33 protein-coding genes and 1 tRNA gene are annotated in these 23,714 nt (G+C 37.3%); all 34 read left to right on the top strand.

The genetic code is table 11. The features are described from left to right. The 34 genes from AC000W_RS14540 to AC000W_RS14375 all read left to right on the top strand — a co-directional run bounded on the left by AC000W_RS14540 (position 1) and on the right by AC000W_RS14375 (position 23,553). A complete protein-coding gene (locus tag AC000W_RS14540) occupies positions 1-1,341 on the top strand; it encodes a DNA cytosine methyltransferase (protein ID WP_474749313.1) in 1,341 nt (446 codons plus the stop codon). Further along, positions 1,338-1,487 carry a hypothetical protein gene (locus AC000W_RS14535; protein WP_474749312.1) on the top strand — a complete coding sequence of 50 codons (150 nt, stop codon included), beginning with the start codon at positions 1,338-1,340 and terminating at the stop codon, positions 1,485-1,487. The genes AC000W_RS14540 and AC000W_RS14535 overlap by 4 nt, the downstream gene beginning before the upstream one ends. Continuing rightward, positions 1,487-3,160, top strand: a complete 1,674-nt coding sequence (locus AC000W_RS14530; RefSeq protein WP_474749310.1) for a DEAD/DEAH box helicase — start codon at positions 1,487-1,489, stop codon at positions 3,158-3,160. Before AC000W_RS14535 ends, AC000W_RS14530 begins: the two co-directional genes overlap by 1 nt. Beyond that, on the top strand, positions 3,160-3,462 hold the full coding sequence (locus AC000W_RS14525) for a hypothetical protein (RefSeq protein ID WP_474749309.1): 303 nt from the start codon (positions 3,160-3,162) through the stop codon (positions 3,460-3,462). The genes AC000W_RS14530 and AC000W_RS14525 overlap by 1 nt, the downstream gene beginning before the upstream one ends. Before the next feature lie 14 nt (positions 3,463-3,476). Further along, a complete protein-coding gene (locus AC000W_RS14520; RefSeq protein ID WP_474749308.1) occupies positions 3,477-3,836 on the top strand; it encodes a hypothetical protein in 360 nt (119 codons plus the stop codon). A gap of 163 nt (positions 3,837-3,999) precedes the next feature. Continuing rightward, a complete protein-coding gene (locus AC000W_RS14515; RefSeq protein ID WP_474749306.1) occupies positions 4,000-4,692 on the top strand; it encodes a hypothetical protein in 693 nt (230 codons plus the stop codon). Beyond that, the gene (locus tag AC000W_RS14510; protein ID WP_474749305.1) at positions 4,692-5,366 is read left to right on the top strand and encodes a helix-turn-helix domain-containing protein; all 675 of its coding nucleotides are present in this window, start codon (positions 4,692-4,694) and stop codon (positions 5,364-5,366) included. Before AC000W_RS14515 ends, AC000W_RS14510 begins: the two co-directional genes overlap by 1 nt. Then, a complete protein-coding gene (locus AC000W_RS14505) occupies positions 5,347-6,051 on the top strand; it encodes a P-loop NTPase family protein (RefSeq protein ID WP_474749303.1) in 705 nt (234 codons plus the stop codon). Before AC000W_RS14510 ends, AC000W_RS14505 begins: the two co-directional genes overlap by 20 nt. A 45-nt stretch (positions 6,052-6,096) precedes the next feature. Further along, on the top strand, positions 6,097-6,387 hold the full coding sequence (locus tag AC000W_RS14500) for a hypothetical protein (protein ID WP_474749302.1): 291 nt from the start codon (positions 6,097-6,099) through the stop codon (positions 6,385-6,387). 180 nt (positions 6,388-6,567) lie between these two features. Continuing rightward, positions 6,568-7,230 carry a hypothetical protein gene (locus AC000W_RS14495; RefSeq protein ID WP_474749301.1) on the top strand — a complete coding sequence of 221 codons (663 nt, stop codon included), beginning with the start codon at positions 6,568-6,570 and terminating at the stop codon, positions 7,228-7,230. A gap of 332 nt (positions 7,231-7,562) precedes the next feature. Continuing rightward, complete coding sequence (locus AC000W_RS14490; protein WP_474749299.1) at positions 7,563-9,599, top strand: terminase gpA endonuclease subunit; 2,037 nt, start codon at positions 7,563-7,565, stop codon at positions 9,597-9,599. A 169-nt stretch (positions 9,600-9,768) separates the two neighbouring features. After that, entirely contained in the window at positions 9,769-9,942 is a 174-nt protein-coding gene (locus AC000W_RS14485) for a hypothetical protein (RefSeq protein ID WP_474749298.1), read from the top strand. Positions 9,943-10,152: 210 nt separating this feature from the next. Beyond that, positions 10,153-10,515 carry a hypothetical protein gene (locus AC000W_RS14480; RefSeq protein WP_474749297.1) on the top strand — a complete coding sequence of 121 codons (363 nt, stop codon included), beginning with the start codon at positions 10,153-10,155 and terminating at the stop codon, positions 10,513-10,515. A 415-nt stretch (positions 10,516-10,930) separates the two neighbouring features. Further along, on the top strand, positions 10,931-11,248 hold the full coding sequence (locus AC000W_RS14475) for a hypothetical protein (RefSeq protein WP_474749295.1): 318 nt from the start codon (positions 10,931-10,933) through the stop codon (positions 11,246-11,248). Between the two features lie 277 nt (positions 11,249-11,525). Further along, the gene (locus AC000W_RS14470; protein WP_474749294.1) at positions 11,526-12,269 is read left to right on the top strand and encodes a hypothetical protein; all 744 of its coding nucleotides are present in this window, start codon (positions 11,526-11,528) and stop codon (positions 12,267-12,269) included. 383 nt (positions 12,270-12,652) lie between these two features. Next, positions 12,653-12,793, top strand: a complete 141-nt coding sequence (locus AC000W_RS14465; RefSeq protein ID WP_474749292.1) for a hypothetical protein — start codon at positions 12,653-12,655, stop codon at positions 12,791-12,793. A 601-nt stretch (positions 12,794-13,394) separates the two neighbouring features. Then, on the top strand, positions 13,395-13,688 hold the full coding sequence (locus AC000W_RS14460) for a hypothetical protein (RefSeq protein ID WP_474749291.1): 294 nt from the start codon (positions 13,395-13,397) through the stop codon (positions 13,686-13,688). Beyond that, positions 13,688-13,876 carry a hypothetical protein gene (locus tag AC000W_RS14455; RefSeq protein ID WP_474749290.1) on the top strand — a complete coding sequence of 63 codons (189 nt, stop codon included), beginning with the start codon at positions 13,688-13,690 and terminating at the stop codon, positions 13,874-13,876. Before AC000W_RS14460 ends, AC000W_RS14455 begins: the two co-directional genes overlap by 1 nt. A 187-nt stretch (positions 13,877-14,063) precedes the next feature. Next, the gene (locus AC000W_RS14450; RefSeq protein WP_474749288.1) at positions 14,064-14,285 is read left to right on the top strand and encodes a hypothetical protein; all 222 of its coding nucleotides are present in this window, start codon (positions 14,064-14,066) and stop codon (positions 14,283-14,285) included. 85 nt (positions 14,286-14,370) lie between these two features. Next, positions 14,371-14,715: a hypothetical protein gene (locus AC000W_RS14445; protein WP_474749287.1), complete on the top strand. Its 345-nt coding sequence runs from the start codon at positions 14,371-14,373 to the stop codon at positions 14,713-14,715. Between the two features lie 120 nt (positions 14,716-14,835). Further along, positions 14,836-15,177, top strand: a complete 342-nt coding sequence (locus tag AC000W_RS14440) for a hypothetical protein (protein ID WP_474749286.1) — start codon at positions 14,836-14,838, stop codon at positions 15,175-15,177. 39 nt (positions 15,178-15,216) lie between these two features. After that, positions 15,217-15,462 carry a hypothetical protein gene (locus AC000W_RS14435; protein ID WP_474749285.1) on the top strand — a complete coding sequence of 82 codons (246 nt, stop codon included), beginning with the start codon at positions 15,217-15,219 and terminating at the stop codon, positions 15,460-15,462. Positions 15,463-15,464: 2 nt separating this feature from the next. Continuing rightward, positions 15,465-15,881 carry a hypothetical protein gene (locus tag AC000W_RS14430; RefSeq protein ID WP_474749283.1) on the top strand — a complete coding sequence of 139 codons (417 nt, stop codon included), beginning with the start codon at positions 15,465-15,467 and terminating at the stop codon, positions 15,879-15,881. A 133-nt stretch (positions 15,882-16,014) separates the two neighbouring features. Continuing rightward, on the top strand, positions 16,015-17,304 hold the full coding sequence (locus tag AC000W_RS14425; RefSeq protein ID WP_474749282.1) for a Clp protease/crotonase-like domain-containing protein: 1,290 nt from the start codon (positions 16,015-16,017) through the stop codon (positions 17,302-17,304). Between the two features lie 2 nt (positions 17,305-17,306). Next, positions 17,307-17,756, top strand: coding sequence for a hypothetical protein (locus tag AC000W_RS14420; protein WP_474749281.1), 450 nt, complete (start codon positions 17,307-17,309; stop codon positions 17,754-17,756). Between the two features lie 3 nt (positions 17,757-17,759). Continuing rightward, a complete protein-coding gene (locus AC000W_RS14415; protein WP_474749279.1) occupies positions 17,760-18,833 on the top strand; it encodes a major capsid protein in 1,074 nt (357 codons plus the stop codon). 94 nt (positions 18,834-18,927) lie between these two features. After that, complete coding sequence (locus tag AC000W_RS14410; RefSeq protein WP_474749278.1) at positions 18,928-19,314, top strand: hypothetical protein; 387 nt, start codon at positions 18,928-18,930, stop codon at positions 19,312-19,314. 57 nt (positions 19,315-19,371) lie between these two features. After that, a tRNA-Met gene (locus AC000W_RS14405) sits at positions 19,372-19,444 on the top strand. Positions 19,445-19,589: 145 nt separating this feature from the next. Beyond that, positions 19,590-20,129: a hypothetical protein gene (locus AC000W_RS14400; protein WP_476658685.1), complete on the top strand. Its 540-nt coding sequence runs from the start codon at positions 19,590-19,592 to the stop codon at positions 20,127-20,129. A 3-nt stretch (positions 20,130-20,132) separates the two neighbouring features. Further along, positions 20,133-20,516 carry a hypothetical protein gene (locus AC000W_RS14395; RefSeq protein WP_474749275.1) on the top strand — a complete coding sequence of 128 codons (384 nt, stop codon included), beginning with the start codon at positions 20,133-20,135 and terminating at the stop codon, positions 20,514-20,516. A 1-nt stretch (position 20,517) separates the two neighbouring features. Continuing rightward, positions 20,518-21,117, top strand: coding sequence for a hypothetical protein (locus AC000W_RS14390; protein ID WP_474749274.1), 600 nt, complete (start codon positions 20,518-20,520; stop codon positions 21,115-21,117). 25 nt (positions 21,118-21,142) lie between these two features. Then, on the top strand, positions 21,143-22,660 hold the full coding sequence (locus AC000W_RS14385) for a hypothetical protein (RefSeq protein WP_474749272.1): 1,518 nt from the start codon (positions 21,143-21,145) through the stop codon (positions 22,658-22,660). 29 nt (positions 22,661-22,689) lie between these two features. Then, positions 22,690-23,097 (top strand): hypothetical protein, encoded by a 408-nt coding sequence (locus tag AC000W_RS14380; protein ID WP_474749271.1) that lies wholly within the window; start codon positions 22,690-22,692, stop codon positions 23,095-23,097. A 12-nt stretch (positions 23,098-23,109) separates the two neighbouring features. Further along, a complete protein-coding gene (locus AC000W_RS14375) occupies positions 23,110-23,553 on the top strand; it encodes a hypothetical protein (RefSeq protein WP_474749270.1) in 444 nt (147 codons plus the stop codon). Positions 23,554-23,714 lie beyond the last annotated feature (161 nt).

Here is a 23,714-nt window from a genome sequence, read left to right as displayed (position 1 = left end):
ATGATAGACGTAGGTAGTGATTACAGTGGCATAGGTGCCTTTAACCAAGCGTTAAATCGTTTGGGCATTCCCCATAGGCATGTATTTGCATGTGATATGGATAGGTATGCCCGCCAATCATACATTGCCAATTATTTGGATGATGAGGTTGAGGTGGTCACAGAATTGCCTAAATCCATGGGGTACGACTATATGAACCACAACAACAGTTTTTATTTTCCCAAAAACGTGTATGACCGTGCCATACCCGCAGACCCTTTGAATATTTATATGACCAGTCCCCCGTGCCAAGCCTTTAGTATTGCTGGTAAGCGTGATGGGGAGGAAGATGATAGGGGCATTTTGTTCTATAACAGCCATGAGTTTATAAAAAAGAACAAACCAAGGTTTTTCATATTTGAGAACGTAAAAGGTCTTTTGAGCCATGATAAGGATAAGAACGATAAAAAGGCACCCTATGGCCGCACCTTTAACAAATGGTTGCAGTATTTGGGGGGCAAGAGCATCAACGGCAACCCTGTAATGTTCCCCTATGGGGAAACCGTACCCTACCACATTTATTATAGGGTGTTGAATGCCACGGATTATGGAGTGCCACAAAACAGGGAACGGGTATTTATAGTGGGCATACGGGACGATGTGGACAATGATTTTACATGGCCAAAACCCATCCCATTAAAAAAACGCCTTATAGATGTGTTGGAGGACAATGTGCCTGAAAAGTATTTTTTGAGTGAGAAGATGTTGAGTTACCTATATACAAATTCAGACATTCAAAAAAATAATGGAAATGGATTCACATTTAATGCATTAGAACCCCACCACATTGGAAAAGCAGTTACCACTAGAGAAGGTCAGAGGATGGATGATAATTTTATTAAAATAAAATCTGCCACCAAAAAAGGTTATGAGGAGGCTACAGCAGAAGATAGCATCAACTTTAGTGTGCTCAATAGCGAAACCCGCCGTGGCCGTGTGGGCAAAGGAGTGGCCCACACACTTGATACCGCTTGTAACCAAGGGGTAATGGTGGGTAAAGAAGTTAGAACAGAGGAAAGTAAAGCTAAAAGAAGGGTTTCTGGGACCAATGATTTTAGAGGTAAAAAATTAGAATTTAGGGAAGCGGACATTATGACAACTGTCCAAACTGGTTTAACAAAAGATAATTTAATTAAAAAAGATTTCCGCATCCGCCGTCTTACTCCACGGGAGTGTTTACGGTTAATGGATTTTCCCAATCAATTTAAAATAACGGTAAGTGATACCCAAGCCTATAAACAAGCGGGCAACAGTATAGTAGTAGCTGTATTAGAAAAAATTATAAAAAAACTACCCTTATGACACCTAACCATTATTTAGATAAAATAGATACCCAGCGCAATTGGTGGGATTTGGGGGTAAATCCCATTACAGGTTTTAAAGAGGCCAATACCACCCACACTGTTGGTAAGGTTGGTGAATGGGGCAGTAACCTAAAAGAAGCGTAATGAAGGTTGTACAAACAAAGAAAGCATTTTTAGTGGATATTCCACATGATGTTCAGCGAGCGGAAAAACTGCAGAGCATTATGGAACTCCCGGAGCGTAGATGGGATGCCATTAACAAATATTGGGTGGTGCCGTTGAGGTTGCGAGGAGATATATCCTCTATTGTGGAACACTTTAACGCCTCTTTTAGTATAAATACCAAAGAAACCACCAGTAGGTGGGATGAACAAATAGAAATGCCCCATTTAGATTTTGCCCCTGTTTTAAAAACGGGTGCCTTACGGCCTTATCAGGGGCAGGGTGTGGCACGGGGCATCCAATTAAAAAGGTTTATAAATGGTGATGAACAGGGATTGGGGAAAACAGTACAAAGTATAAGCACCCTTTATTTTGCTGAGAAGCAAGGGGAGGCCACCTTTCCTGTGTTGGTGGTATGTCCATCATCCACAAAAATAAATTGGCAACGGGAGTGGCACCAATGGACAGATAAGAAAGCATTGGTGTTGCGAGATAAGGACAAAAACAACTGGCACCAGCTCATTGCCATGGGGTTGGCAGATGTGATCATTGTAAACTATGAGAGCCTAAAAAAATATTTTGTAACCCATATGCCCCATAAAACACGGTTAAAAACGGCATTGGACATTCACATAGATTCAAGAGTGGAACTTTTTAAGTCCATCATTATAGATGAAAGCCATAGGTGTAAAGACCCTAATACCCAACAAACAAAAATTACGTTGAGGTTGGCCATTGGTAAACTGTGGAGAATATTGTTAACAGGTACCCCTGTGGTAAACAAGCCTATGGATTTATTTGCCCAATTAGCCATTATGGGCCGCTTAAAACAGTTTGGTGGTATAGATGGATATAAAAAGAGATACTGTACTCCAGATGTAGATGCTAATAGGTTAAAGGAATTAAACTGGAGATTGAATAGGGCGTGTTTTTTTAGGAGAGAAAAAAAGATGGTTGCCACAGATTTGCCAGATAAACAAAGGCAAACGATGTTGTGTGACATAACTACCAGAAAAGAATATGATAGGGCAAAGAATGACTTTGAACGCTATTTAGAGCTACAGGGATGGGATGATGTTTCTATACTTAAAAAAATGAGTGGGGAAATTATGGTAAAAATGGGGGAACTTAAAAAAATAAGTGCCCTGGGTAAATTGAACGAGGTAAAGGAGTTTACACAAGAGGTTATGGATAGTGGGGAAAAGCTGGTGCTTTTTTGCAACCTACACGCTATTGTAGATGCCCTTAAAGCAGAATTCCCTAATGCTGTAACGGTTACGGGTAGGGATAATGATGTGCAAAAGCAACGTCATATAGATGCTTTCCAAACAGACCCTAGTGTACAGTTGATTATTTGCAACATAAAAGCTGCAGGTGTGGGCATTACGCTTACAGCCTCATCGAGGGTGGCATTTGTGGAATATCCATGGTCATATGCAGATTGTGTACAGTGTGAAGATAGGGTACATAGAATAGGCCAGAACAGTGGGGTTATGTGTACCTACTTTTTGGGTCAGGATACTATAGATGAGGATATGTATAGGTTGATACATAATAAAGCTATTATGGCTAATGCTATTACGGGTGCCACGGATGTTATGAAAGCTAATTATGTACAAGCAGCAAAGGAAATATTTACAAAACAGATTGCGTGATGCCAAGTTATAAGATGAGCAACGGGGAGCGGATTGAAAAATCTATTATTGATTTTAGGGTGCGTAAGGCAAAAGAGAAAAAAATACAGCAGATGTTAGATGCCCACGGCTATATATTTTGTGAGGAGATAGCCTGTGGAAAGAATGCCAATGCTGGGGAACCTATAGATGTGAGCCATGATACAAGTGTTAATGATTGTCAAAAATTAGGGTTTGCAGAAATGGCGTGGAACATATTAAATATGACGATGAGGTGTAGAACATGCCATAATATCCATGATAAAACCAGTTTAGGAGCTTAAAGGAATAAATAAGAATGAGTTTAAAATTAAAAATATTGCCCCAATATGCCCCAGATGTGAACTATAGTAAAGATGTACTGCAGATGGAACATGATGATGTATTCTTTGAAAAATTGATTGAGTTGGAACAAGGTGAGGGAATCCCTGTTGAAAACTCATTTAAAAGCTATGTGGGGTCGGATACGGCTTTTTTGGAACACCAGTATGGTAACACCTATAAAAGTGCTTATGGGGACATAATAAAGGAATTAAAGGCTATACAATTAAAACTTTTGTTTAAAGATTTTAAGCCATTGAATTGGCATAACAGAGCTGTAAAGGCTTTTATATTACAGCTACCTGATGAGGTGAGGGTGTGGTTGTATTGGCATTGAGAACTATTAAAAACAAGTATATGAAAGAAAACAAAGAAATACCCTGCACTATATGTGGCATACCTATAGAGGAAGGAGAAATCAATAATTGTACAATGGTTCGCAATTGTCTTAATACAACTATTGCACAAGAAAAAGCATTGTTAAACTAAAACTATTGAAAATGAAAACACACCCAATTTTATTTAATACATCTATGATGGATGCTATTCTACAAGGAAGAAAGACCCAGACCAGGAGGGGTGTTAACTTTAAAAAAATAGCAAAGAAAACCGGTTGCACAAAAGGCACTTTAGCATATTCAGACACTTTTAATTCTTGGGGAGTGTTGAATGGAAATGGTGATGCAGATTTATGTCTTTATGAAGCCCCAATCAAAAAAGGCTACATCCTTTGGGTTCGTGAGACGTGGCAATACAGTGATGATTTAGACAATCCATACCTGTACAGACAAAAGTATGAAGATGAACATATAGAGGAATATCATAAAATGATGAAATGGAAACCGTCCATTTTTATGCCAAAAGACGCTTGTAGGTTGTTTTTAGAAGTAATCACTGTAAAGGTAGAGCGGTTACAGGATATTTCTGAGGAAGATGCTTTGGCAGAGGGTGTAAAAAGTGCCGCATGTGAATCTACCAAGAGTTGTGTGAGTTGTTTGGATGAATGTCAAGACAATGGAACTTTTTGGGATTATATGAATCCAAGCGGCGAGTGTGGTTTTCCGTGTGAATCAGCAAAAGAATCCTTCTTTTCATTATGGGAATCCATCAACGGTAAAGAATCCCTAGATAACAACCCTTGGGTATGGGTGTATGAGTTTAAGATTGTGGAACAACCTAAAGGATTTTTATAATGGAAGTACAACCCAACTATTTTGCAATAATTCCCGCCGCTGTTAGGTATGATGAAACTTTGAATCCAATGGCGAGATTATTGTATGGCGAGATTACCGCTTTGTGTGATAAAAAGGGATATTGTTGGGCTAAAAACGAATATTTTGCCCATTTATATCAGAGAAATAAAAACACTATTTCCAGATGGGTTTCCCAATTAGAAAAGAGCCATCATATACATGTAAATATCGATAAAGACAAAGGTAATATTAGGACAATTACCCTATCATCAAAAATGACTATACCTATAGTCAAACATGAAAATACCCTATCATCAAAAAAGGAGATACCTATCATCAAAAATAGCTTTTCATATAAGGATAATAATACAATTAACAATACAATGAATGAGAGAGCTCTCGCTCTTGATTTTATAAAAGAAAATTTTCCTAGTAGATATGAGCAAGAGTTTGGGATGAAATATTTAAGTCAGATAAAAGAAAAAGAAAAGTTCTTTTTGGATTTTGAATCTATTGTTGAGGAAGAGCAATTGGATTTTGGTTCTAACCTTTTGGCAAGATTGTCCAGATATGCTAGGAATTGGATTAAAAACCAAGATAAATACCCCTCCACTCAAAAAAAAGATAGTAGAACCAGCGAAAAATTAAAAAAATATGAGAAACGGGCAAGTTGAACCATTAAAGGGAGTTGTAAAGACCTTCTACAACCAATCAAATCCATTGCAAAAGCAACGGCACCCATGTACGTCACATGATTATAGAGAACTGTTTAGTACATATTCTAATGCTATCTTAAAAGCTAGTTTATGTCCGCCTGATGAGTATATAATTAGTAAGGAAATCAGGACTATTTTAAACTATTTCTATGGTATTAAAGACTTTGATAAGGATAAGGTGGTGACATCTACTCCAAGCCTTAACAAAGGGTTATTGGTTATGGGAGATTTTGGAGTAGGTAAATCTATGTTGTTTGATATCCTCCATAAAATGGGGTTGAATTTGTATAAAAAATACAAGCAAAACCATTTAAGATTTTCCCAAATAGTAGCAATAGATTTTGTTCAGGAGTACATGGAAAGTGCTAAAACCCAAAGGGAGGCTAATAAGGAATTTAATATTGAAAGATATTACACATTCCCACTACATATTGATGAATTAGGGAAGGAAAGTAAGGCCTTTAATAGAGTAGAACTAATGGGACAGGTTTTGTTTAACCGCCACCGGAGACAGAGTAAAACTCATATAACCACAAATATGAACTTAGAGGAAATCAATGACCGATACGGTGATCATATAGGGGATAGATTACCCGAGATGTTTAATATAATCCATTGGACAGGAGATAGTTTTAGAGAATAAATACACGCAATATGAATAATAGACATAATAAAATCGCATTTCACAATGAGTAAGGGAGGGGTAGTTAAGTTGGATTTAAAACGAGCAATTATTTTAGAGGATGCCCGTAGGATAACAGAAGGAGAACAGCCTATAAACAACTTGTATAAACTAGCTGAGGAGCTAGAGATTGTTAATACTGGAGAGTATGATCAAGAACAAATCTATTATGTATTACATCGCTTTATGAAGGTGGGGTATAGTGCTAATAAGATAGATAAATATAAATCAATCATCAATGATTTATGTAAAGCCCTTACCATTGAAGAAGAAGATTTAATAATACAATACTGTTAGTATGAAGTTGCTTTTAAAATTAAGGTACTGTAAACGTTTTAGGCACCTATCGCAATACGTTGCGCACGGCGTTTTTCATACGCTTGACATATTTAAAAAAACTGTCACAACATCTGTCACACATATTTTTTGTGACACTCTAAAAAATGTTACAAACCCAATAAAATAAGGTGTCACAGAATGTTATTACCTCCAAAAGAATTTGCCGAAGCCGTTGGTGTGTCATATGCCACATTTCGCCAACACCTAAGTAGAAAAAAAGTTTACAGGAGTGGAGATTTTATCGATACAGAATATCAATTAAACAAAATTTATATAGAGGAGAAAACTAATGGTGTTGGTTTGGATTTAACTAAAGTTGGAAAATCCAAACCAAAAAAGACAACTACCAAAAAAGACAATGTAAAACCAATAATCAAAGATGTTGAGGTAGAACCTCTAGAATCTCCAAAAAAAGAAGTTAGTAGGGAACAGATTATATATGACAGCATATCGCTTCGTCAAAAAAGAGCCGCTATGGAAAAGGCAGAAAAGGAGAATCAACTTAAAGAAATGGAGATTGCTAAGAAAATGGGGGAACTAATGCCAATAGAAATGGTAGATAAGATTTTTACAATTAATGTGCAGACCATTTTTAGAAGTTTTGAGCATGCGGCGGAAAATGTAGCAAGTACATATTGTGAAATATTAGGGGGGGACCGTACTCATCTAAGTGAAATGATAGAAGAAATGAGACACCATCTGCAGAAATCCATAAAAGAGGTTAAGGTATCGGCGGCAGATGAAATTAAAAAAGTGATAAAAGAATACGCTGCAGTACGTGGGCGTGGAGAAAGAAGATAATATGGAATGCCCTAAATGTAAAACAGACCACAGTAGAATAATTGCAGACGAATTACCAAATACCACTCAGGGAGGAAAACCAATAAACCTGTGGTATTGTAAAACCTGCAAAAATCAATGGTTTGTAAATGCCTCATAAAAATGAAATATATAATTATAATAAATGATCAACTCCCAAAAGACACTGGAATAAATATGATTAGTGAAAACGAGATACACATACACCCTGATCATTTTTATGTTCTATGTTTTTTAAACGGAGTAACAAAAGAAGCAATAGAAGCCGCAGTGAATTTTGCAAAACAACAAGTTAGAATAAAATGTAAATTAATATGACGTTGATTTCAGATATATACCAAAACTCCTATGCTCGGATACACGACAATATGTTTGATTTCCGGACCATTAAAAAAATGCCTAGTGATTGGACAGAGGAATACGTAAAACTATCCTCAGATGTTTCTCGTTACCAAGGTCCCTTTAGCTACAAACGTTCCCCATATAGTCGGGAAATTATAGATTGTCTAAGTCCTACTAGCCCCGTGCAAACCGTGGCCGTTATGAAATGTGCCCAAAGTGGATTAACACAAGGGGTTATCATTCCGGGCATATGTTGGATTATTTCGGAAAACCCTGGACCAATCCTCTTTATGGCAGGGGATAAAGAATTAGGTAAAAACTCCATAGAGACACGTTTGGATCCTATTATAGAAAGTGCTGGTATTGCCCACCTTATTCGCCCTAATGTAATTAGAAAAAGAAACCAACGAACAGGAGATACATCCACGGGAAAAGAATTTGCGGGGGGGCAATTAATTATGCAAGGCACCAAAAACGCAGATAAGATGCGACAATTTTCTGTAAAATATATTTTTGCAGATGATTGGGAGGCCGCCCCAAGGGACGACAAAAAAGAAGGTTCCACCCGAGAGTTGGTAGAAGGTCGGGCCACCTCATATGGTGACGTTTCAAAACTTTTTTACATTTCTACCCCAGCCACCAAACAAACCTCTAATATAGAACCAATTTATGAGGAAGGTGACCAACGTAAATGGCATTGGCCATGCCCCCATTGTGGTAAGTTTATAACCCCAGAGTGGAGAATAAAGAGAGAAGATAAAACCTACGGCGGTATAAAATACTCCCTCAATAAAAACGGGGAGCTAATCAAAGGCAGTGTACATTATGAGTGCCAATTATGTTCTGGCCGCATAGAATATAAAGAAAAGTATAGCCTCAATTTAAAAGGAAAATGGATACCTACCGCAAAACCAACACGCCCAGAGATTAGGAGCTATTACTTAAATGCATTGATCATTCCCCCAGGGTTCACCAGTTGGGAAGATTTGGTATATAAATGGTTAAAGGCTGTACCACCTAATGGAGTGGTAGATAACGGAAAATTAAAAACGTTCCTTAATATTCGTATGGGGCAAACCTGGCAAGAAAAAGGAGAAACCCCACGTATCAATGAGTTAATGAAAAATACATGTACCTATACCCCTGGTATAGTTCCAGACATCACCTCCATAGAACAAGGTAACGGAGAAATAATAATGCTCACTTTAGCCTGTGACCTTGGGGGTATAATGGAGTATAGGAGAGAAGATGTCCGTTTGGATTGGGAGCTCGTTGCCCACTCTCGTAGTGGTGCAACTTATAGTGTGGACCATGGTAGTATAGGCACCTTTAAAAGGTCCCGTGACAAATCAGAACTAGAAAAAAGAACAGATGGTGATCGTATAAAGTGGACCTATAACCATGGGCACAAATATAGTGTATGGCCAGAGTTTGAAAAAATAATGCGAAAAAGATGGCTGTGTGAAACCAAAGACCAGGATATGGGTGTGTTGGTAACAACGGTGGACACAGGATTCTTTACCCGTTTAGCATTTCAATTTATAGATTCTATTTCAGATGTGATTATTTATGGAATAAAAGGAGAAGGAGATGTTAATTATAGAAAGTTAATGAGAGACACCCCTGCAGTAAAACTCTCCAGAGAAAACAACGGATTATACCTGTTAGAGGTCAACCAATTAAAGGATGAACTCAGTAGTTATATAAAATTAAGACCCGGCAATGATGGCTATCAACCCCCGGGGTTTATGAACTTTCCCCAACCCACAGGCGGCAAATATACCATGGCCAGCTACTTTACACATTTTGAGGGGGAGCGTAGGGTAGAAGAAATAAAAGAAGGTAGTGTGGTAGGGTTTAAGTGGGAAAAAAAGAACAATCAGGTATTAAACCACTTTTGGGATGTGCGGGTATACAATTTAGCCGCCAAATATATTTATCTGGACCAATTCGCTCGTTCAGAAAAAATAAAAAACATTACATGGGCGGAATTTGTAGAACTTTTTTAAAGCAAAATAAATGAGACTATTAATATCAATAATCATATTCACATTACTACTAAGTTGTGAAAAAAGCGAACTAGAAACTATAGAGCATAATTGTTTTTGTGGAACTCCTGGAATAGAGAACGACCCTATATGTTCTGTAGTGTGTGGTTTTTAACGAGAATAATTTTTTATGGAAAAATGGAACATTAAATCAGTTGAATGGTTTGTAAACTATTTTACTGACAAAGTAGAAAAGAAAAAAACTTTTGATAGAGGTGGATTCTCACTAAAATACTACGAATCTGAATTACTCTATTGGCAAGAAAAATATAAAAAATTATGTAGTGAAAAAACCGAAGCGTAGCTGAGGTAAATCAATGCTAACGTTGCGCGGCTATATGCCGTTTGTGGGTTGCGTTTTTGCAAAGCTCGCTTTAGCAAAAGAGTAGCAACAATAACAAACGGATAAAAAAATATGCGTGCCATTGCAAATGGCATATAGGCTGTGTTAGCAGGCGTCACCACATACAATAAAGCAAACTAAACGATGGAATAATAACTTAAAATAGCAGATATGGATAAATTAGACATTCTTGTAAAAATATTTAGAGATGCACAGAGCGATGATTTTGAAGATGTTAATCACTGGATGAGAGAAAATCCAGAAATAACCAGGTTTATTCTCGGTTATGACAAAGAACTGCCTTATAAACTTGAAAACACTCCTGATGATAAGGTTAAAAACAAATCAAAAAAATCTGTATTGGTACATAGTAATATTATGAAGGCGGAAAATCACCTGCATACAATTACTTCCTTTTGGCGTAAAGATAAGTTTATGTTAAAAAGCGCCTATATATCAAAAATAGACCAAGCAATAAATTGTCTTGAATTAGCTAAGATAAACATGCTGGAAAAACCTAAGTCAACTGCGTAGCGGTTGCAACGCATATTTTTTTAGTGGCCGCGCAACGTTAGCAGGCATTAAGCAAACAGGTAAAACGTAGTTTTGTTTGCTGTATGTGAAACCGATAACGCAATGAGGAGTTTACGACGAAATTGTGTTGAGGTTGAGGTTATGCCTGCTAACGAGGCTCGTGTATTTATCCGTTGTGGTCAACGGGCTTTGTCAAGAATTTATTCTTGTAAAAAGTAGTAGTTGAGAGAACAACGGACGGGAAAAATAGCCACCCTGAACAATGGTAAATACACATTGTTAACGGCTGAACGGACATAGTAAAACAAAGTAGATATGAAAAATAGATTAATACCAGACAAGTACGAAATCATGGGTTTTGTGATTGTAGTAATTTTTGTAATAATAGTTTTAGAAATATTTAAATATTTAGAAAATGGCTGATAATAATAAAGAAAATGGTATGTCTCCTGATTGGGTTCAAGATTGCCAAAGAGTTCATAAAAATTGGTTAGAAGGAAATAAAGAAGCTTGGATTAAACCAAAGTCTATAACCTTTGATTATGAAGCACAAGCCAATTTGCCAGACCATATAAAGGCTAAAATGGAAGCTGATAGGTTTAATGCAGAAATTGGTAACAAAGCAAGAATATCAAAGATTGAAAAAATACTTTCAAATTATCGAGAACAGGAAGATTTTAGTGATTACCGATTAGCTGCTTATATAGTTAAGAAATGTATGGAAAACGTTTAAGTCAGTTGCGCAGCAACTGCAAGGCTATTTTTCACGTACACGAGCCTCGTTAACGGCAATAGTGAAACGGGTAAAGTACGGAGTGCTTTGTTTTACGTATGCGAGACGAGCGAATGTAGCGCAGCGGAATGAGTGATGTTGAGGTTTTGCCGTTAACGGATAGCTATATGGCACGTAATTTAAAAAATAGCGGTGGATTATACATCGTAGCAAGGGTTGCTTTTCGCAACTGTTGCGGTAATAAGAAATAAATATTAATAACTAAATAAATTTAAAAATGGAAAACATTGTACCAGTAATTGACACAGAACTATTACAACAAAAAGCAAATGAGTATGCACAAAAAGGTGCTGAAAGTGTTTTAAATGACTTCTATAATGGATATAGCTCTCCTTATAAAAAAGCACTTGAAGAAAACTTAAAACAAAGAGGTTTTGACACTTCTTTTGAATTGCCAGATGTTGTAGCAAGTATTAATGATTCTTTACAAAAAGAGATTGATGCTATTGCAAACACGGCAGTAGCTAAAACATTTGTGCCGTTAGTTACTAAATTCTTAACCAGAGCAGAAAAAGAAATTGACTTTTCTGATTTATTAAAAAAGTTTATTGAATGTTCTGATTTTGACCACGATGAAAACGATTGGGATGATTATAGTTTAGAAGTAGTAAAAGAAGATGGTTCTTTTTTAAGAATTGTTTTAAATAACGGTAAGGATGATTATGAAATAGGTTTATCAAATTTTGACAGATACCACAGAGACGAAAACGATGAAGAACCAAAAAAGAAAAGATGGACTATCTATAGCTTACCATTTACCTACTCTTCTCAAAGAGAAAGAACTATGAAAATATCATTAGATGGTGGTGCTACTTTAGAAATGCCGTTTACAAAAGGGGTTTTAGAAAATAAATTTTGCTCTTACATAGCAACTTTAGTTATGGCAGAAACGAGAATATTTTTTGATGTTAAGGACTTTGATGAAGATATGTTTCCAGAAAGAGAACATTGCCATTGTTAAACAACCAAGTTAGTAAAGCGGTAGGCGGACAAAAGGCAATGTGTTGTTTTTCTCAACTCTTTGCCTTAGCGGCTGCAAAAGAGCGCAAAGGCTTTTTGAATTATGGGCTATATAGCGTGTTGTGGTGTCGTTTGCCATACACGTACAGCTTGGTTTTTAAAAAGGCAAATGCACTACAACGGGCAACTTGTAAGGCTTGTGGATGCGCAGCAGACATGTATAAGCCGATTGAGCTGTGCATCTATAAGCTTTACAAAATGTTAGCTATCTGTTGCCCTCGAATAAGTAAAGAACAAAATAAATATTAACTTACGTTAGCTGATGCAGAGCCATAAGTTGCCCGTTAGCCTACAATAAGCAATCTTTTAAACTATTAAAAAATTATGAAAGCAAGTGACTGGTTAAATTCAAAAACTGAATTAAAATGTTCTAAATGTGGCAGGATTAGTGTAAGCCACAAAAAAGGTGATGAAGATAAAATGCCTCAACCAAATGGTAAAAAATGTGGCGGAGTATTCCTATAATTTTTTACTGGTTTGATTGCGTGCCTCGATGGCTATTGTAGGCTAACGCCGCGCTATGTGAAGTCCGGCGAATTTTAAGGAAATATAGCAAAATCGGGTGACTGTTATTTGGGAATTTGACTTTTTTTGGTATTTGTGTCCCAAATAACAGACCTCAAGAAGGCCACGAAGTGGCCGTATCTTTTGGATTTTGCGTTATTGGGAATAAAATTGGTCGACCAGATTGCATATAGCATTTGATATGTCGAGTGATAGAGCCTTGGCGGCGATATTGGCAAAAGTTCTCTTATCCTACGGATTTAGCAATCTGACAGAGCGCGGCGATGATGTCGACTTGCTTTTGGTGCGTTGGCTGCGGTAGCAGTGCAACAAAAGTACGCCGCAGGCGTATTCGACATCATCGTACAGTATAAGATGTGTAGCATTAAGAAGTACGAACCTTTGATTTAAACACCGAATAAGTAACTATTTATTTTTTAGCGGTGGCGAATTGGTTTGCAAAACCAAAATATTTACAAAATAATTAAAATAATTTGCTTTTTTATTTGGTAATTACAAAATAAGTTATATATTTGTAGTGTAATAAACAAATAGTAAAAATATGTCAACTTTATCACAACTTAGAAAAGATGCCAACCAGCCAAAAAGAGAATTTAAAATAAAAAGATTTTCATCGAAAGGATGTTTGTCTGGAATTGGCTCAGGAATAGCGACTTTTAGAAACTATAAAGATTACAACGAAACTTTAGATGTTTATGAATTAAAAGCAGATGATTGGAATGCTTTTAGAGGTATTAGATTCAATTTTGAATACGATTATAATTATAAAGGCGAGGTAAAGGATGTTTATACAGATGAATTTGGAAGAAAAGTTAGTGTAAAAAAAGTAAGTTAATGGCATACATATACTACAATAAAGAATTAGACAAATACAGGTTATTTGGAAGCCTTCCAGTAATGTGTAAAAGTTGTGATTTAGACTATACTCATATACAATACGCTTTTAGAGATAAAAAGACCGAGTATGAAAACGAAGTTGTTAAGATTATTAAGGTTGAGTTAGAAAGGGGTGGGAAAAAATAAATAGTTACGTGCAAATAAACACAAGCCTTTGAATTAGGGGACTACGTTAGCTATACATTTTATACGATGTTATATGCTGGCGCAAAATATAGGGCTTGAGTGAGTTTAGATTGTGCGCTTGCATATAACACATAGATATAAACACCTTTACCAAGGCAAAACACACACATTAATAGCAAGTTACGGTTTGAAAATAGCAGTTAGTTACAATTTAAAATGGCAACACAAAGAACACACTTATTATAAGTGGTCAGAATGTGGAAAGCTATTTAATGTTAGAACTGGCAGAAAAATTAAAAAGACTGTTAATGGTAGAAGTGTAGGGTATTGGATAAAAGGAAAATTCCATACCCTCAATAATCTTAGGGTGCAATTAGAAAGAATACCAAAAGAAACCCCTCCTTTTTAAAATTTAACATATTATTTTTAATAAAAGTTTGCGTTAAGCAAACTTTTTAGTATCTTTGATTTGTCAAACAATAAAAGTTACAAAAATGAAAACAACAATTAAAGAGTTCACAACAAAACAAGAGTTAAAAAAAAGTTTAAGTAATAATGCTGAAAATGCCAAATACAACGGGGATTATGAAGCGTATGTTCAATTAACAAAGAAAGTAGAAGAATTAGAAAAAGAATATTTTTCTAAATTGGACAGAGTAAACGTTTCTTATTTAATAGGTTACCGTTCGTATTATACAAGCGTTATTAAAATAGGACAATCATATTTTATACATGGAAGAAAAATGACAAAATCAAGAGGCTACTATTGCATAAAGGAAATAGAAATGATTACTAAAAAAATGAAAGATGAGATGATGGCAGACAGTTATTACTACTAAAAAAATCTTTTCTAAAATAATTTAAAAAAAGTTTGCGTAATGCAAACTTTTTTGTATTTTTACATCAGTAATAACAACAGGGGTTCTTTGAAATAATGATAAACAAAAAAAGTTACAAAAATGAAACAACTATTTGATCGAGTTTGGGAATACTCGCAAAAAAACCCTTACGGTTTTACAATAAACATAGAAACCATGAGACCCGTTAAATTTGGTATATGTGTGGCATATATGGCAATACAAGACTGTTTTAACAAACAAGGCTTAACAGTAGCCTTGCAACACGCAATGAACCATCAAAAAATAGTAGGTGGGTGGTTATCCAACGAGGGGTATTATTACTTTGATAGTGTGAAACTCTTTAAAAACTCAGAATTACATTTGGCAATGGATTTTGCAAAACAAAACAAACAACTTGCAATTTTCGATTTAACAAACCTAAAAGAAATAAAGATTAAATAAGGGGGCTTTTGCCCCCACCCCTGTTATTAATTAAAAATCATGGATATAAAAAAAATAATAGAACGCGCTAAAAAAGAAATTTTATCAGACATAAAAAAAGGTGTAATACCTAAATTCCCTAACTCTTTTTCTCATTTACACGATTTTGTAGACGCTAATTACTACGGTGGGTTTTTAGAAGAAAATTATATAATTTCTACCAATTTTGAGGTAGAAAACACTGTACAAACAGCCTTGGACGGTTGGTTAAAGCAAAGGTATGTCAATTGGACAAAAAGAACATAAAAATGAAAATAAAAAAATCCCAAGCTAAAAGCATAGTTAACTATAAATCTGCAGGTATAGATATAGATTTTCCTGTAGAAAATACGGTACGTATCACACAAAATAGACTTGTTAATGGGTATATTTTAAACAATAAACAGCTATATGATAGGGCAAAAGAAATTTTTCCAGAAGCAAAAATCATTCCAGTTGTATTTTCTTTAGATGTAGATACCATAGACCTAAATTGGATTTTTCAACGCATGGAGGAATTTGGCATAAAACGCAATGATCTCATAAAACAATTGGCTGTGGACAAATCCTCATTAAGTTTAATACTCAATGGTAAAAGGGAACTATCCAAATCCATGAGGGCCACCTTCTTTTTTTACTTTTTAACGTATGAACTCAATAGGGATTTACGATTAACTCTCATTTAACCGCCTCGGTTGTCCACTAAAAATAAAAGCCACTGTAAAAGGTGGTTTTTTTATGCCCTTTTCTTTTCTCAAAATATTTGGAGTTTATTTCACATAGTTTTGATCAATCGCATAAAGAGCGGATACCAAAACAATGAACCCAAGATTAGCATTGGAAATTTACAAAGCAAACCCATGGTGTGTAGATCAATTCACGCTACCGTCTTATATGTCTCTGTTAAAAGATTTCCGCAATGGGGTTCAATTAGAAATTCCAGAAGTTAAAAATAACTCCCCTTTTGTTTTGGTAGAAAGCAAGGATAAAAGAGTTATAACCAGGCCATTTGGAACAGATAGAAACCCTGGACAATTAGATAATAATGATGATTTTGATGGTGTTGGTATAATCAACCTAAACGGGCCCATTACTAAAAACGGGGGGTTATCCACATATGGTATGGTAGATTTAGCCTCTTTAATGGCTAAAATGGCCACAGACGATAGAATAAAATCTTTTGTCATATCTGCAGATTCAGGTGGTGGATCATCTTCGGCGGTAGATATATTAATGAATACTATTTTAAATGTAAGGGAGACTAAACCCGTACATGGATTTATAGAACAGGGCGGCATGGCGGCATCCGCTTGTTATGGCATTCTATCTGCATGCAATACCATCCACGCAGTAGACAAAATGAGTATAGTGGGTTCTGTGGGCACAATGGTAGCTTTTGATGGAAAGGTAGCTAATTCTACTGACCCAGACGGCACAAAAAACATAAGACTATATGCCACTAAATCGGTCAAAAAAAACAGGGATTTTGAGGAGGCTTTGAATAATGATAATTATGATATAATCATAAATGATTTATTGGACCCTATTAATGAGGATTTTATAAAAAAGACCCTTAAAAACCGACCCCAACTAAAGGGAAGTAAATTTGATGATGGACATCATCTTTTTGCTAAAAATGCAGTAGGCACCTTTATTGATGGTTTTAAATCTTTTGATCAGGTAGTAACCTTAGCTTTTAAAAATAATAAAAGGACCTCCGGGTCAAATATAAATAATGTTAAATCTAAATCTAATACAATGACTGTAGAAGAATTAAAGCAGAACCATCCGGAGACGTACAAAAGTATTTTCAATGCGGGTATAAATGCTGAAAAAGACCGTGCAGGTGCATGGTTGGCCCACCACGCCACCAATTCGGAGAAAGTGGTAGAGGGCATAAAGGCAGGTAAAGAGATTACCGCCACAGAACGAGAGGAACTTTTAGTGGAGGGTAACTCCAAAAAAGAACTTAAAAAATTAGAGGGAGATAGTGCTGAGGCAATTTCTACCCAAGAAACTGCCATCCAAGAAAAAGAGGGGGAGGCAGAGAACCAAACAGAAGTAGATAGCTTCTATGCTAATGTAGATAATAAACTAAAAGCTGTATAATCATGTTGAACGAGTTTACACAAAGGGACAATACAAGAAACCAAAGTTTTGTGGACATTTCCCACAAACACATTTTCTTGTTTGACAATAAATATTCAGATGGAATATTTAACAACAACACTGGAGGTGCGTATGACCTTAAACCTGGTTTAGTGGTTATTAGAGATACTGCCAACCCAACGAAATTAATACCAGCGGTATCTGGTGCTACTTTAGCTAATATTGTTGGTGTTATTGCTACCCAAGAAGATATCACAGGCATTGCAGATGGGGTGGACACTACGGTAAAATATGGTCATGGTGGCACCATTAATCAAAATCTTATCACTTTGCCATCAGGGGTAACAATGGATACCGTACCTGTAGCTGGAGGTAAAACAGTGGGAGACATTTTAAAGGCTTTAGGTTTTGAGCTTCAAGCCGTAACAGAACATACTAAAACAGACAATTAAGCCATGATAACTTTAAATCAACATAAGCAGAATATTACAAGCCGTATCATTGCCCAATTTAGTGATGATAGCGCACCGGTATTAGGGTTGTCCTCTTGGTTTCCAAGTTTTACAACTCAGGACAAGCTGGTAGGAATAGAGGTGGAAAGAAACATGCAATTGGTTGCTGTGGACGTTCAAAGAAACACAGGTGGCAACATCAATACTTTTTCCAATTCCACAGAGAAATTGTACCAACCTCCGTATTTTGAGGAAATCTTTGATTTCAGTTCGGTAGAGTATTACAATGTAACCTTTGGACATCGTAACAATCCAAGCCAAAGTCAGGCATTCGCCATGATTGCGGCCGCTACCCGTAGGTTAAACACATTGAAGTATAAAATACAAAGAGCCATAGAATTACAGCGTTCACAGGCTTTGCAAACAGGTATTGTTACTTTAACCAACGGGGACAATATAGACTATAAGCGCAAAGCTGCATCTATATCTGCTAAAACAGGTACAGATGTATGGTCTAATGCTGCAGGTAAGCCTTTGGATGATATTGCCGCAGGTATTAAGTTTATCCGCCAAGAGGGTAAATCCGCTAGTCGTTCTTTTGATCTTATTTTAGGAGAAACAGCATTTGCTAATTTTATGAACAATGCCCAAGTAAAAGCCGCAGCGGATTTTAGAAGAATTAATATTCTGGAAATAGGAACTACTAAGTTTGATAACACCACGGGGTTAAACTTCCACGGTAGAATATCTACTAAAAATGGGAATGTGGACTTGTGGACATATGATGATTTCTACGAACAACCCGCAGGTACTTATAAAGAATATATAGACCCTAAAAATGCAGTGTTGTTACCAAGGGATTTTAAAGCCTCCACATCCTATGCTGGTGTACCCGCAATCAAGAGAGACAAGGGCAATGCGGAATATCCGGAATACATTCAACAAATGGAAGCGGAATTTTACATGAACAACTATGTAGATCCTAAGAAAAAAGCTCATTGGTTCGAGATTTGTTCAGCACCACTTGCCGTTCCGGTAAGCATAGATAGAGTATATACTCTAAAAGTAGAAGAATAATTTTTTTCATTTTCATATAGTGTTCTCAAAAAGCCCTACAGGTAAAAGGGTAGGGCTTTTTTAAAAAAGACTTTAATATTTATTCAACAATAAAGTGAAACCTCTAAAAGCACTCTTTACATTTCTGGTGGTAGCCATCAGTTTTATGGGAATCGGGCAAACTACCCTCGACCCAGTGCAAAATTCAATTGAAGTAGTTGATCAAGATTTAAGCATGGTGGATGCTGTTGTTACAACAGAAATCCAAGGTGTGTTGTCCATTTATGAATCCAATAGTGTTTTGGATTCCTCAGAATGGAATTCAACAAATCTTGTTTATACCCTTAACGAGGAATATTTAATCAATGAGAATAGCTTAGGTAGCTTAAATGTGATTACCCCCTTGGAAGGACCTAAAATAAATTATAATACGCAAAGCGACTTTCAGAAACTCCCCATAAATAATTATAGACGTGCTCGTGATGGTCTTTCGGAGCTATAGTTGTGAGGGAACTATAAAAATCAAAAGCCCTATTAATAGGTAGGGCTTTCTTAAAATCGTGGGGTAGAGCAGTTGGTAGCTCGGGAGTCTCATAATCTCCAGGTCATCGGTTCGAGTCCGGTCCCCGCTACAAAAAATAGAGAAGGAAGCCGTTTGCTGCAGGTGCTTAGAAAATGGGAAACGGCCACAAAGCAAGAACAAGGGGGAACCTGACAAGACACCCCTTGTTCATTAAAAAAAAATCAACGCCTTGCATGGCATTAAATATTATAAGAATGTACAAAATAGCAGTTATCGCACACGCCCTAAAAGGAAACAGGGTGGCCCGTTTTAATGATATTGTTTCAGAATCAGACCTAAATGGCAATGCCAAAGACCTGGAAAAACAAGGCTTTATAAAAAAAGCTACGGAGGATGAGGTTAAAGAATGGAAAAAAGCCAAAACAGATGATGGTTCAGGTTCCGGTTTGGACAGCCTCAAGGCTGTAAAGGACATGAACAAAGATGAGTTGCTGGCCTATGCCAAGGAAATTGGTCTAACATTAACAGGGGAACACTCCAACAATGATAAAAGAAAGGCCGCCATCAATGAATTTTTAGTTGCTAAAAAAGAACGGGAGGAGCTAGAGGGTAAAGCTAAAGAAAATGGAATTGAGTTCACAGAGGACACTACCAATGAGGATTTGGAAAGAGCTATTTCCACAAAACAAATCCGGGTGGAGTTAGAAGCAAAGGCTAAAGAGGCAAATATTGAGTTCACAGAGGAGACCACCAATGAAGAATTGGCAAACCTCTTGGAACCAAAAGAAGATTAAACCGTGCAAGGATCAATCTTAAAAGCCGCCAAGGCAGATGCCAAAAAGTATGTGACCAAAGGCGGTTTTCAAGAGGATATTATCCTAAAGACCCCAGACGGGGGCACAACAATAAATACAACGGGTTTAGCCACCAAACATCATATAAGTTTTGATACAGATGGCCAACCCATAAACACAAAAAACGTTCATATCTGTATTGATGAATCCGACCTAACCGCCCAAGGGTACACCGTAAGGGATGCTAATGGGGAAGTAAACCTTAGAAACCATTTGGTGAGCTTTAAAGACAGTACGGACAACCTAAAGGACTATATCATTGCTGAACATTTTCCAGATGAGACCCTGGGGCTTATAGTATGTTTATTAACAGATTATACACCATAAGATGCCATTGATAATAGAAAGCATACCAAAACAAGCCTTTGAGGTCGTAGGGGAACAAATAGGAGCCATATTGGCCATGGAAATTGCCAACCAAATCACCTTAAAAGGACTTTTGGACGTTTTTAACGCATTTAACGAAAGGAGCGTTCCTTATGACAAAGGGGAAGGGGTTATGTTAAATGTAATGTATGATGGCACCAATAGGGACCAACATACCCAGGCACATACCCACGGGGGCAGTCTGTACCATATAGACATTTATGGTACATCACCCTCCTCTCTTGGAAAAAGAGGGGACACGGAATCCTCTAAGTTGGTACAAAGGTATGCGGGGTGGGTAGATTATATATTGAGCTCCACCAAATACAATATTTTGTTGCTCCCACAAGGCATTATAGGTGGTACGTCCATAGAAAACATACAAATGTGGGATGTAGAGGGCAACCAAGACGGTAGAAATGTGAGGATGGCCCGCATAGCATTTAGGGTACGGATTTTTGAAAACAACCCATTATGGGAATCTGCTCCGCTATCGGAAAATCTTACAAATGTAAAGTTGGGAGATACGGACTTAGGATATAAATACGAGTATATAAAATAATTAGAATTCAACTAAAAAAAAAAGCATGACTGCAATATCCACAGCGGTGGGCTTGGAAAGAAAATCCAGGACATCGGGTTACAAAATCAAAAAAGGGTTTTTTAGCAACAATACGGAAAACCTTCCACAGATAATTGCTGTTTTAGGAGAGGCAAATACCGCCGAACAAACAGGATTGGTCACTGCACCAAAGGAAATTACATCCGCTAAAGAAGCGGGGGAACTGTATGGGTACGGCAGTCCTTTACATCAAATATTTAGGATACTTAGACCAACCACCAGTGAAGGTGTTGGTGGTATCCCAACAGTAGCATTTCCACAGGCAAGCGACCCTGCCGCAACGGCCACCGTGCATGAGTGGACCATAACAGGTTCCGCTAATGCCAATGCCACCCATACCATTAGGATTGCAGGGCGTACCTCGTTGGATTTTATAGATTATAATTACGCAGTGGTATCTGGGGATACTGCCACGGTAATTGCCTCTAAAATGGCAGATGCCATAAATGCCGTATTAAACAGCCCTGTTACTGCAGTTGCAGCACTTGGGGTATTAACCTTGACCACTAAATGGGGAGGTGCCACCTCTGTTAATCTGCAAACAGCCATAGAATATACGGTTGCCGCTGGCTTGTCCTATTCACAGACAGACACTACAGACGGTACAGGTACAGTCTCTTTGTCCGCAGCATTAAGCCTGTTTGGGGACACTTGGTATACGGTGGTAATAAACTCTTATGGAACGGACCAATTTGCAGCCTTGGAAACATTTAACGGTGTGCCCGATCCAGACAACCCAACGGGGAGATATAATGGGCAAATATTTAAACCATTTGCAGCTTTGTTTGGTAGTGTAGAAGATGATAAGGATGATATTGCAACTATTACAGATGCCGCAGCACGTAAAGATCAAGTTACCAACATATTGTGCCCAGCTCCAAAATCGGAAGCATTTCCGTGGGAAGCTGCTGCTAATGCCGCCTTGCTTTTTGCCCGTACCATGCAAGACACCCCCCATTTAGATGTAAACAACAAGTCTTATCCAGATATGCCTGTACCAGTAGATGGGTTAATAGGAGATATGGGAGATTATGAAAACAGGGACTTTTTGGTAAAAAAAGGAGCTTCAACCGTGTTATTAGCTAATGGAAGGTATGTTATACAGGATTTTGTTACTACATACCACCCAGACGGGGAGAGCCCATTACAATATGCCTATGTGCGCAATCTTAATTTGGATTGGAACGTGGCAGACAGCTATAGAACTTTGGAAAATTTGTTTGTAAAAGACCATGTGTTGGTCAGGGATGAACAGGCTACAGATGCCCCCAAGGCTATTAAGCCAAAAGAATGGAAAGGCAGGGTACAAGAACTCTTTATTGATTTGGGAGTAAAGGCGTTGATCAATGACCCAGACTACTCTAAAGAAAGTTTAAGAGTAGAAATAAGCGAGACCAATCCAGATAGGTTCGAGACTTTCTTTAGGTACAAGCGAACCGGTATTGCCCGTATAGAATCAACGGATGTAGAAGCCGGCTTTTAATCATATTCAATAATTTAAAATAAAATATCATGCCAGTATATTCAGGAGGTGACATAACCGAAATCGTATGTAAACACAGTCTTGGAACGTTCCGCTTCCAAGCAAAGGCCAATGAGGATTTTACCATCAACCCAGGAGGCTTCCGTGCCAATGATGATGATGATGCCATTACGGGCGGTGGGGAAATGATAGATCAGGTAAACCGTAAAAGATGGTCATTGGAAGGACCTGTGGCGGTGGACATGGCTTCGGAAAATGAGGTTAAAAACCTTCCTTTATTATCAAAATCCCCAGAGTTGGGAGTGTGGACCATTTCCATTATCAATGGGGTGGTGTATAAAGGCAAAGGCAAGCCTGTTGGCGACCTTAATTTTAACACCAACAATCCACAAATGACCCTAAAAGTGGGCGGTAGTGGTATTTTGGAACCAATATAATAAGCATACTATATGAAAACAGATGAAAAAAAAGCCATCTCAAAAGAGGTGGCTATAATAGAGTTTACCAAGTTCTTAAAAAAGCACAATGCCAAAGACATAAGAAGGGGCAAAATTAAATTAGAGGACATTCCAGAGGATTATATAGACGTTATAGAAGCCATTCAAGACGGTCTTGTGGTTTTTGACGACAAAGACCATCCTACCTACACCTTGCGTCAGCCATTGGAAACGGAAAGTAAGGATAAGGAATTAGGAGTTTATACCGTTTCTTTTAGGTCTCGTATCCGCCCCTCGGAAAAAGCCAATGTAATGTCTGGTCTGGATGTTCAGAAAGATGCGGGCAACTTTAGTTTAAGGTATATCGCTTTCATTACTCAATTATCGGTTTTAGAATTGGACAGATTGGATACTGATGATTACGATACCATTAACCAGATTTGTTCGGTTTTTTAGGGGGGTGGCATTTAGGCAATACGGACGGGATGATAAAGACCGTTGCAAGATATTTTAAATGGCCACCCTTGCAAATAGACCAACTCTACTTGGATGAAATCGACCATTTCGGGCTGGTCTATTGGTTTAAAGATGCACAAGAACAGGATAGGGAAATTAAA

This window comes from Saonia sp. (assembly GCF_056326165.1).
The sequence above is the reverse complement of the archived record's forward strand: the minus strand, read 5'-3'. Positions and strand labels throughout refer to the sequence as shown.

What these genes read in the sequence shown, in the direction of transcription:
- AC000W_RS14520 (WP_474749308.1), top strand. Translation starts at nt 3,477, where the DNA reads ATGAGTTTAAAATTAAAAATATTGCCCCAATATGCCCCAGATGTGAAC.
- AC000W_RS14480 (WP_474749297.1), top strand. Translation starts at nt 10,153, where the DNA reads ATGGATAAATTAGACATTCTTGTAAAAATATTTAGAGATGCACAGAGC.
- AC000W_RS14390 (WP_474749274.1), top strand. Translation starts at nt 20,518, where the DNA reads ATGCCATTGATAATAGAAAGCATACCAAAACAAGCCTTTGAGGTCGTA.
- AC000W_RS14535 (WP_474749312.1), top strand. Translation starts at nt 1,338, where the DNA reads ATGACACCTAACCATTATTTAGATAAAATAGATACCCAGCGCAATTGG.
- AC000W_RS14540 (WP_474749313.1), top strand. Translation starts at nt 1, where the DNA reads ATGATAGACGTAGGTAGTGATTACAGTGGCATAGGTGCCTTTAACCAA.
- AC000W_RS14375 (WP_474749270.1), top strand. Translation starts at nt 23,110, where the DNA reads ATGAAAACAGATGAAAAAAAAGCCATCTCAAAAGAGGTGGCTATAATA.
- AC000W_RS14420 (WP_474749281.1), top strand. Translation starts at nt 17,307, where the DNA reads ATGTTGAACGAGTTTACACAAAGGGACAATACAAGAAACCAAAGTTTT.
- AC000W_RS14515 (WP_474749306.1), top strand. Translation starts at nt 4,000, where the DNA reads ATGAAAACACACCCAATTTTATTTAATACATCTATGATGGATGCTATT.
- AC000W_RS14455 (WP_474749290.1), top strand. Translation starts at nt 13,688, where the DNA reads ATGGCATACATATACTACAATAAAGAATTAGACAAATACAGGTTATTT.
- AC000W_RS14495 (WP_474749301.1), top strand. Translation starts at nt 6,568, where the DNA reads ATGTTATTACCTCCAAAAGAATTTGCCGAAGCCGTTGGTGTGTCATAT.
- AC000W_RS14470 (WP_474749294.1), top strand. Translation starts at nt 11,526, where the DNA reads ATGGAAAACATTGTACCAGTAATTGACACAGAACTATTACAACAAAAA.
- AC000W_RS14485 (WP_474749298.1), top strand. Translation starts at nt 9,769, where the DNA reads ATGGAAAAATGGAACATTAAATCAGTTGAATGGTTTGTAAACTATTTT.
- AC000W_RS14440 (WP_474749286.1), top strand. Translation starts at nt 14,836, where the DNA reads ATGAAACAACTATTTGATCGAGTTTGGGAATACTCGCAAAAAAACCCT.
- AC000W_RS14490 (WP_474749299.1), top strand. Translation starts at nt 7,563, where the DNA reads ATGACGTTGATTTCAGATATATACCAAAACTCCTATGCTCGGATACAC.
- AC000W_RS14465 (WP_474749292.1), top strand. Translation starts at nt 12,653, where the DNA reads ATGAAAGCAAGTGACTGGTTAAATTCAAAAACTGAATTAAAATGTTCT.
- AC000W_RS14510 (WP_474749305.1), top strand. Translation starts at nt 4,692, where the DNA reads ATGGAAGTACAACCCAACTATTTTGCAATAATTCCCGCCGCTGTTAGG.
- AC000W_RS14500 (WP_474749302.1), top strand. Translation starts at nt 6,097, where the DNA reads ATGAGTAAGGGAGGGGTAGTTAAGTTGGATTTAAAACGAGCAATTATT.
- AC000W_RS14380 (WP_474749271.1), top strand. Translation starts at nt 22,690, where the DNA reads ATGCCAGTATATTCAGGAGGTGACATAACCGAAATCGTATGTAAACAC.
- AC000W_RS14400 (WP_476658685.1), top strand. Translation starts at nt 19,590, where the DNA reads ATGTACAAAATAGCAGTTATCGCACACGCCCTAAAAGGAAACAGGGTG.
- AC000W_RS14460 (WP_474749291.1), top strand. Translation starts at nt 13,395, where the DNA reads ATGTCAACTTTATCACAACTTAGAAAAGATGCCAACCAGCCAAAAAGA.
- AC000W_RS14415 (WP_474749279.1), top strand. Translation starts at nt 17,760, where the DNA reads ATGATAACTTTAAATCAACATAAGCAGAATATTACAAGCCGTATCATT.
- AC000W_RS14505 (WP_474749303.1), top strand. Translation starts at nt 5,347, where the DNA reads ATGAGAAACGGGCAAGTTGAACCATTAAAGGGAGTTGTAAAGACCTTC.
- AC000W_RS14425 (WP_474749282.1), top strand. Translation starts at nt 16,015, where the DNA reads ATGAACCCAAGATTAGCATTGGAAATTTACAAAGCAAACCCATGGTGT.
- AC000W_RS14385 (WP_474749272.1), top strand. Translation starts at nt 21,143, where the DNA reads ATGACTGCAATATCCACAGCGGTGGGCTTGGAAAGAAAATCCAGGACA.
- AC000W_RS14445 (WP_474749287.1), top strand. Translation starts at nt 14,371, where the DNA reads ATGAAAACAACAATTAAAGAGTTCACAACAAAACAAGAGTTAAAAAAA.
- AC000W_RS14430 (WP_474749283.1), top strand. Translation starts at nt 15,465, where the DNA reads ATGAAAATAAAAAAATCCCAAGCTAAAAGCATAGTTAACTATAAATCT.
- AC000W_RS14525 (WP_474749309.1), top strand. Translation starts at nt 3,160, where the DNA reads ATGCCAAGTTATAAGATGAGCAACGGGGAGCGGATTGAAAAATCTATT.
- AC000W_RS14435 (WP_474749285.1), top strand. Translation starts at nt 15,217, where the DNA reads ATGGATATAAAAAAAATAATAGAACGCGCTAAAAAAGAAATTTTATCA.
- AC000W_RS14475 (WP_474749295.1), top strand. Translation starts at nt 10,931, where the DNA reads ATGGCTGATAATAATAAAGAAAATGGTATGTCTCCTGATTGGGTTCAA.
- AC000W_RS14530 (WP_474749310.1), top strand. Translation starts at nt 1,487, where the DNA reads ATGAAGGTTGTACAAACAAAGAAAGCATTTTTAGTGGATATTCCACAT.